The organism is Frankia sp. CoWAU3, from assembly GCF_977971855.1.
This window is the reverse complement of record NZ_CDWWXB010000105.1, coordinates 3,759-11,728: the sequence shown is the minus strand read 5'-3', so window position 1 is coordinate 11,728 and position 7,970 is coordinate 3,759. Positions and strand designations below refer to the sequence as shown.

General features: G+C 71.4%; 8 protein-coding genes and 1 pseudogene. 5 read left to right on the top strand and 4 right to left on the bottom strand.

From position 1 onward, the window contains the following. The first annotated feature begins 245 nt into the window (after positions 1–245). From AC08ON_RS11045 to AC08ON_RS11025, 5 genes are all read left to right on the top strand, one after another. Positions 246–1,658 carry a hypothetical protein gene (locus tag AC08ON_RS11045; protein ID WP_476607457.1) on the top strand — a complete coding sequence of 471 codons (1,413 nt, stop codon included), beginning with the start codon at positions 246–248 and terminating at the stop codon, positions 1,656–1,658. 92 nt (positions 1,659–1,750) lie between these two features. Further along, entirely contained in the window at positions 1,751–2,203 is a 453-nt protein-coding gene (locus AC08ON_RS11040; RefSeq protein ID WP_476607458.1) for a dCMP deaminase, read from the top strand. 282 nt (positions 2,204–2,485) lie between these two features. Further along, the gene (locus tag AC08ON_RS11035; protein WP_476607466.1) at positions 2,486–2,791 is read left to right on the top strand and encodes a hypothetical protein; all 306 of its coding nucleotides are present in this window, start codon (positions 2,486–2,488) and stop codon (positions 2,789–2,791) included. Beyond that, positions 2,788–3,840 carry a ferrochelatase gene (locus AC08ON_RS11030; protein WP_476607459.1) on the top strand — a complete coding sequence of 351 codons (1,053 nt, stop codon included), beginning with the start codon at positions 2,788–2,790 and terminating at the stop codon, positions 3,838–3,840. The genes AC08ON_RS11035 and AC08ON_RS11030 overlap by 4 nt, the downstream gene beginning before the upstream one ends. A 197-nt stretch (positions 3,841–4,037) precedes the next feature. Continuing rightward, complete coding sequence (locus AC08ON_RS11025) at positions 4,038–4,553, top strand: DUF3090 domain-containing protein (protein WP_011436339.1); 516 nt, start codon at positions 4,038–4,040, stop codon at positions 4,551–4,553. A gap of 33 nt (positions 4,554–4,586) precedes the next feature. On the opposite strand, the gene AC08ON_RS11020 is transcribed toward AC08ON_RS11025, so the two are convergent. The 4 genes and pseudogenes from AC08ON_RS11020 to AC08ON_RS11005 form a co-directional block, all read right to left on the bottom strand. Beyond that, entirely contained in the window at positions 4,587–5,381 is a 795-nt protein-coding gene (locus AC08ON_RS11020) for a hypothetical protein (RefSeq protein ID WP_476611658.1), read from the bottom strand. A gap of 29 nt (positions 5,382–5,410) precedes the next feature. After that, on the bottom strand, positions 5,411–6,223 hold the full coding sequence (locus tag AC08ON_RS11015) for an SGNH/GDSL hydrolase family protein (protein ID WP_476616908.1): 813 nt from the start codon (positions 6,221–6,223) through the stop codon (positions 5,411–5,413). A gap of 27 nt (positions 6,224–6,250) precedes the next feature. Continuing rightward, positions 6,251–7,434 (bottom strand): annotated as a pseudogene (locus AC08ON_RS11010) (glycosyltransferase). Continuing rightward, positions 7,431–7,970 (bottom strand): glycosyltransferase (locus AC08ON_RS11005; protein ID WP_476616907.1); only part of this gene is annotated, 540 nt, incomplete at its 5' end. The gene AC08ON_RS11005 and the pseudogene AC08ON_RS11010, both read right to left, overlap by 4 nt.

Sequence of the window (7,970 nt, the reverse complement as noted above, 5' to 3'; positions counted from 1 at the left end):
CCTGCGCCCCGACGCCGGCACGCTCACCCATCACCGGGCCCCCACCCCGGCAGCCGGGGGAACTGGCACGGACATCACAGTGACCGTCGGGGCGCAGGGGAACGCCGCCACCATGACGGCACGGCACGGCATCCGCCTGCCATCCGTGCCTTCCTGATGCCATCCCGTGACATTCGAGGCCGGCGGTCGGAACATGGCACCTGACCAGGACCTCAGACCTCGCCAGGCAGTCGGAAGGACCGCTGATGGCCCCGCCCCGCAGCGACACGATGCTCGCCCGACTACTTCATGATCGGAACTGGAGTTGCGACGACTTCCGCCGTGTCTTCGACACCACCGCCCGCACACTCAGCCGGGAAAACAACGATCTTCGGGTGCCGGGGGCACTCAGCGACCGGCAGGCGGAACGGTGGATCGCCGGCCAGGTAGCCACCAGGCCCTATCCGGCGGCATGCCGGGTGTTGGAGGAGATGTTTCACGTTTCCGTGGAAGATTTGCTGACCCGGAATCCCACTCGCTACCGTGAGACACAGGCCGTAGCCCCGCCGCCCGTGCTACCACGTCCCGTCATGGTTCCCGCTCAGGCGGAGCCCGGCAGCGGGCCGCCCCGCGAGGAGGTGAGTCCGTCGCGCCGCCGTGACCTACTCGGCACCGGCATCCTCCTTGCCGCCAGCACCGCCACGACCGGTGCCACCAGCCGCGCCGCGCAGATCTCCCGCGCCATCGCCGCGTCCACCCCGGACCCCCTCAGTGTCGCCCAGCTCCACCAGGGCATCCAACGCCTCACCCGGATCTACTCCACGACACCGCACGCGGATCTACTCGGACCCGTCGAACAGGCGTGGGACGATGCGGAAGCCCGGTTGGAAACCAGAGTCACCGGCACCGACCGCCGCGACCTCGAACTCCTCGCCGGCCAATACGCCTTCTACCGTGGTCGACTTGCCTTCGACATGGGCGATGACGACGGCGCGTTGACGTTCTTCGTCCTCGCCGCCCAACACGCCCAGGCAGCCGGTAACCTACTACTTGCCGGATCGGTTGCCGCCATGCGCTCCGCCGTGGCCTTCTTCGCCCGCGAGTTCGAGACCGCTGCGGACATCGCCGCCCAGGCCCAGCCGCAGGCGCACCCCTATATCGTCCCGCTCCTCGCCTGCGCACAGGCCCGCGCCTACGCCATCACCAGCCGCGAAGACGAAGCACTAACCGCCTTGCGGACCATGAATGATCATCTCTGGACCGGCAACCGCCTGCCAGGACCTTCACCGATCGACGAAGAGTCCAGCGAAGCTTTCAATGCGGTGGTACTCGGCTATCTCGGCAAGGGTGACGAAGCCGAGCCACACGCCCGCGCATCGTTGGCGATGCTCAGCGGAACCGGACGGTACGTCAGCACCGCCGGCACCTATCTCGCACTCGCACGGGCCTTCATCCACCGCACCCACCCGGACCCCGAACAGGCAGCCACCGCAGCAAGCGACGCCCTCATGATCGTTGACGGCAAGGAAGTGACCAACGGCCCGACCTTCAACCGGGCCGCCGGTATTTGGCGCACCCTCGCCCGCAACGAGGAGTGGGCACGGCTCGAACCCGTCCGCGACCTGGGTGAACAGGTCTCATCCGAGCGCCGTGCGCTCCCAGCAGGCCCAACCATCTAGATCGTTGCCAAAGTTCTCTACGGGGTCGAGTTCCGGCAGGCGATGGGCTCTTCGACGGTTGCCGGACCCGCCCGAGAAAGGACGAGCCCCTCATGGCCCAGATCGATGACCACCGGTGGATGACGCGGGCCATCGAGCTCGCTCACCGCTGCCCGCCCGCCACCGGTGCCTACTCGGTGGGTGCCGTCATCGTCGGCGAGAACGGCGAGGAGATCGCGTTCGGGTTTTCCCGCGAGGTCGACGACACGGTGCATGCCGAGGAGTCCGCGCTCGCGAAGGTCGCTCCCGATGACCCCCGTCTCGCCACCGCGACGATCTACAGCACACTCGAACCCTGCTCCCAGCGCATGTCGTGGCCACGCACCTGCACCCAGCTCATCCTGGAAGCGAAGATCCCCCGAGTGGTCATCGCCTGGCGGGAACCCAGCCTGTTCGTCGCCGACTGCCAGGGCTACGAACTGCTCGGCGCGGCCGGGGTCACGGTCGTGGAAATGCCCGAGCTCGGCGAGCGGGCCCGCGCTATGAACGCTCACCTGGCCGTCTGATCATCGGTTGGATCACCCGCGATGGCGCCCGGGTGGGCCGGTGCCTGCCCCGGCTGCCGCGCGGGAGTCGGTCCTGGGGATCTTCTTGCCCGGCGGCGACGCGTGTGGGGCGCGCCGACGGATATCGTAGGTGGCGCGGCGTCGCCGTGCCGCCACGCCGCTGGCTGATCGAAACCAGGGGCGCGCCTTCCCTCTCAGTTGAGGTGGCTCAGCAGTTGAGGTGGCTCAGCGGTGGAGGTGGCTGCGGCGGTGCGGTCGGCGCAACCGCGAGGGGGTGGGTCGGTGGGCGTGATCCGGGTGGAACCATACGGCGGCCGCGACTTCGACGTCGAGGTCGCGGAGGAGACGGCTCCGGGAGTCCGCGGGCTCTCCTTCAACTACCGGGTGCGGGTCGATGACAAGGTGCTCGCGGCGGTGGGGCTCTCGCCCGACGATGTGCCGGGCCTGATCGCGTTGGTCCGCGCGTCGTTCGCGTTCCTGCTCGCGCGGGAACCGGCCGGGTCCATCCGGCCCACCTTCGAGCTGTCCGAGATCACCCGCTACTTCCCGAGCTATCCGGCGGAGATCGCCGGCAGCGTGCCGAGATGAGCGGGGCCGGGGCATCGGGGGACGTGGACGCCTTGCTGCTCGTCTCGTTCGGGGGTCCCGAGGGGCCCGGCGACGTGTTGCCGTTCCTCCGTAACGTGACCAGGGGCCGGGACATCCCCGCCTCCCGGCTGGCGGTCGTCGCCGAGCAGTACCACCTGTTCGGTGAGCGTAGCCCCCTCAACGAGCAGAACCGGGCGCTGGTCACCGCGTTGCGTGCGGAGCTGCCCGGGCTGCCGGTCTACTGGGGGAACCGGAACTGGGCGCCCTATCTGACCGACACGGTCGCCCAGATGGCCGCCGACGGCATCCGGCGTGCCGCGTGCTTCGTCACCTCGGCTTTCTCGTCCTACTCGGGATGCCGGCAGTACCGGGAGGACCTCGCGGCAGCCGCCGCCGCGGTGGGGGACCGTGCGCCCGAGCTGGTGAAGCTGCGGCTGTTCTTCGACCATCCGGGGTTCGTGGAGCCGATGGTGGACCGCGGCGTCGCGGCGCTGGCCGACCTGCCGGCGAAGGTGCGTTCCGATGCCCATCTGATCTTCACCGCCCATTCGCTCCCCCTCGCGCAGGCCCGCGCCAGCGGGCGTGGCGAGGGCGCCTACGCTCGCCAGCTGCGGGCCACCGCAGCGGTGGTCATCGAGGGGATCGAACGCATCACCGGCGTGCGTCATCCCTTCGACCTGGCCTTCTGCAGCCGCAGTGGATCGCCGGACGTGCCGTGGCTCGAGCCGGACGTGCGCGATCGGCTCGCGCAGCTGGCCGCGGCGGGGGCCGCCAGTTCCGTGATCATTCCGCTGGGGTTCGTCAGTGATCACATGGAGGTCCGCTACGACCTCGACGTGGGGGCCCTGGAACGGGCGCGGGAGCTGGGCCTGCCGGCGACGCGGGCGGGCACCGTCGGGGTGGATCCGCGGTTCGTCTCGATGGTGAGAGAACTGATCGAGGAGCTGCGTCGTCCCGGCGGCGTCCGACGGTCGCTGACCGGCCTCGGGCCATGGCCGGCGGACTGCCCCGCGCACTGCTGCGAGCCCCTCGGGCCGCCGCGGACCTGAACCCCCGCGGACCCGAATCCGGGGTGGTCCTGAATCCGGGAGGGCGGGCGAGGGCGGACCGCATGGCGGTGCGGCCATACTGATGGTGAACCGATGCTGATGGGGAACCGATGCTGATGGGGAACCGATACTGATGGGGAACGAAGCGATCAGGACCGAACGACGAAGCGAGTCAAGGTAACGGAGCGATCGGAGATATGCGGCGCTACGTGTTCGAATCCCCGGAAAGGTTCGTGGTGGGAACCGTCGGCCAGCCGGGTGACCGGGTCTTCTTCCTGCAGGCTGCCGGGCGTGGTCAGGTCGTGACGGTCGGTCTGGAGAAAACCGAGGTCACCGCTCTCGCGGAGGGGCTGACCGCGTTGCTCGGCCAGGTGGGCCAGACCCAGGGCATCGTGCTTCCGACCGCTTCGGACGTCGAGATCGATCTTGCCCCGCTGGATGCCCCGTTCGAGGAGGACTTCCATCTGGGCCAGCTCACGGTGTCCTGGGACGGCCACCGGGTCTTCGTCGAGGCGGCCGGGCTGTCCCCCGGGGAGTTCCGGCTCCCCGAGAGCGAGGACGAGCTCGACTCGTTGCGGGTGGGACTGTCGATCAAACAGGCCCGTGCCTTCATCGAACGGGCCCGCACGATCGTCGCAGCCGGGCGTCCACCGTGCGTCCTGTGCGGTCGCCCGGACGATCCGGCCGGGCACTTCTGCCCTCGGCTGAACTGACCGGAGCCGGCCGGGGCGGACAGCCGGCGATCGTCAGTTCGAGGGCGGCACGGGGGCATACGTCGGGTCGAAGGCGTCGTAGGCCGCCGCGTAGGCGTGACGCACCGCTGCGGAAAGGCTGCGCAGCGCCGCGGACCTGCGGGCGATCTCGCTCGCGGTCACCGCGGCACCGTCGTCCCGGGCGGCGAGGTCGAGCAGGGTCGACAATCGCTCCGCCCGGGCCAGCAAGGCGTGCGCCCCCGGTGGATGACCTGGGCCCAGCCCCGGGCCCGGGTCATCCACCCCGCGGTCGCGCAGCAGGGCGAGCACCTCGGGGCGGGCGCTTGCGATGTCGAGGTCGATGAGCGCGGCCGTCGTGGTGCGGATCGCGTTGCTGAGGTCGTGTTCCGCGGCGCGCAGGCCGGCTCCGGGCGGTGGCACGCGGGACGCGACGAGCACCCGCCAGTGCACCGACTCCAGCCGCCCCTCCAGGGCCGGCCCGTGCACGACGACCCCGGGGACGAGCACCAGCGGCGGGTTCGGGCCGATCACGATGATCGCCTCTCCGGCGGTGATCGCGTCCCTGTTCACCTCCGCCGGGCCGGGCAGGCCGGTGGCGTCCCCGGGTGCGGGCAGGACCAGCCGGAGCCGTTGCGCTCCGGCCGAACGCAGGGCTCCCAGGCCCAGCACGAGCGGCTCGTCGCCGAGGGTGTGCGGCGCCGCCTCGCCACCGAGCGCGCGGTGCATCTGGGTGATGACGTCGTCGAGCCCGACGAGCCCGGCAAGCCACGCATTGCCCCATCCGGTGAGGACTCCGGACCGGGGCGACGCTGACAGGGCGGGAAGCACATTGCCTACCGTAGGCAATCGAGGAGCCTTCAGGCTCGCCGAGGGGGCCGTACCAGACCTTTTTCCGGATGATAGCGCCATTTGTCGCCTCTGGGCAGGCACCGCCCGGCCAGCCAGGGCAGGCCCACGCTCAGCAGCCAGTAGGAGTGCTCGATGATTCCCGGAGCCGGTTCCTCATGATCGGGTCCGTCCGGCATACCCACGAGTGATACCCCGGCGTGCGACAGACGGTGGGCGAACGCCTGCGCGATCAGGCGGTGGCCGCGTGGCCCCGGGTGGATCCGGTCCACGTCGAAGCTGGACCGGCTGCGCACCGCAGGGTGCCCGCAGAGGTCGACCATCAACACTCCGGGGTCCGTCCGGGCCGCGGCCTGGACCGCCGCGTTGAGCCGTTCGACCCGTTCGCTCAGGATCCGGCCGAACGGCGCCGGCACCGGGAGCAGCCGGCTGGGATCGGGCATGGTAGCGGTGAGGACGACGACTCCGTCGGCCCGCAGGCGGCCCACCGTCCAGACCAGGTCCTGGCGTAACCGCAGCGGATCGAACGTCGGTTTCAGCACGTCGTTCATGCCGGCGATCACACTGGCGATCTGGGGGCCCAGCGACAGGGCGACGGGAAGCTGACGGGTACGCACGTCGTGCGTGGTTGCTCCCGTGGTGGCCAGATTGGTGAATTCCATGGCGCCGGCCGGGCCCAGGCACGCGGCGAGCCGGGCGGCGAAGCCCCGTCCTCCCGTCGCGGGGCGGCGGTGTTCGCGTCCCATCGTCACGCCGTCGCCGAGGCCGACCGTGATGCTGTCGCCCAGCGCGACGAATCGCCGGGATCCGGTGCCGGAGTCCATGGCTCTGCCCGCCTTTCAGGCCGCGAGTCAGGCCGCGAGCGGCGGCGCCGGTGGCTGCGGGAAGGCCGTGTCCGGGGCGGCCGGACCGGGCGAGTCGTGGCAGGCAAGGAAGCCCGTGACCGTGGCCGACCAGGGGAACTGCTCCGCGCGGGCCCGGGCCGCGATCCGGCGCGCGTGGATCTGCGCAGGCGAGGCGGACAGCAGGTCCACGACGGCGTCGGCGAACGTGAATCCGCTACCCGCGGCGATCGTGCCCACTCCCGGGACGATCAGTTCGGCGAGCGCGCTGGCGTGGTGCACCACTGCCGGGGTGCCGCTGGCGAGCGCCTCCAGAGCGGCCAGCCCGAAGGTCTCCACCGGGCCGGGGGCGAGCGCGAGGTCGGCGGTCGCCAGCAGGCCGGCGAGCCGTTCCTGGTCGGCCACGAACCCGAGGAAGGTCACCGGCAGCCCGGCCGCATGCCGTTCCAGCCGGCCCCGATGGGCCCCGTCACCGGCGATCACCAGGCGCGCCGGCACCCGGCGGCGGACGAGTTCGGCTGCCGCGTCCACGGCGAGGTCGACCCGCTTCTCCGGTGCCAGCCGGCTGGCCACCACCAGCAGCGCCTCCTGGTCACGGGCGAAGGCGCGTCGCAGGGTCAGGTCGTGGTGGGCGGAGGAGAAACGGTCGAGCTCGACGCCGAGCGGAACGTGGCGCAGGTTGCCGGCGCCGATGCGGACGAACTCCGCCGCCGCCCAGGCCGTCGTCGCCACGACGGAGTCGAAGGCGGCCGCGAGCGAGGCGTTTGCCCGGTCCGCGGCTGTCGAGACCGGCAGGACTCCCCGCAACGGTGCGGGTGTCCAGGTGCCGAGCAGGCGGTCGAGCCGCTCGTGGCTGACGACCAGCGACGGCACCCCGCGCCGGCGGGCCCATCGGGCCAGCGGACGCAGGGTCGCCCGGTCGTGGACCTCGAGTCGGTCGGGCCGTTCCCGGTCGAGCAGGTCGGCGACGCGCCACGGCTCGGTGATGATCCGGTAACCGGTTCCGGGTAGCCGGGGGCGCGCAGTTGGAGCACGCGGGCATCCGGCCGGACCAGTTCGGCGTCCTGCTCGCCCGGAATGATCTGGACGACCTCGTGGCCCGCCGCGGTGTAGCCGGCGGCGAGGTGGCGCAGTGTCGTCCGGATGCCGCCGGAGGCCGGCGCGACGAAGTTTGCCGCCTGCACGATCTTCATGCTGACCACCCGTCGTCGTTTCCCGTCCCGGGCCGCTTGCGTGCGTCCCATCCGTCCCGTCGTCCGCCCCGCCGTCCGCTCCGTCCCTCGATGACCGGGCCGGGGTGCCTGAGGCGGCCGAAGCGACCGGCCCCGCCGCCGGTGCCGAGCACGTCACGGTAGTGGCCGAGCAGCTCGTTGCCGATCGCGCTCCACCCGCATCCCGCGACCGACTCCCGGGCCGCCGCACCCATCGCCACCCGACGAGGGAGGTCGTCGGTCAGGGCCGCGACCTGCGCCCGCGGGGTCGCCGGGGTCGCCGGGGTCGCCGGGGTGTAGTGCAGCCCGGTGCGGCCGTGCTCGACAACGTCAAGCAGCCCGCCCGCCGCAGGGGCGACCACCGGTACCCCGCTCGCCTTGGCCTCCTGCGCCGCCTGGCAGAATGTCTCGTGGATGCCGGTGTGGACGAAGACGTCGAGGCTCGCGACCGCGGCCGAGAGCTCCTGCCCGGCGCGGAATCCGAGGAACGCCGCGTTCGGCATCGACCGGGCCAGGGT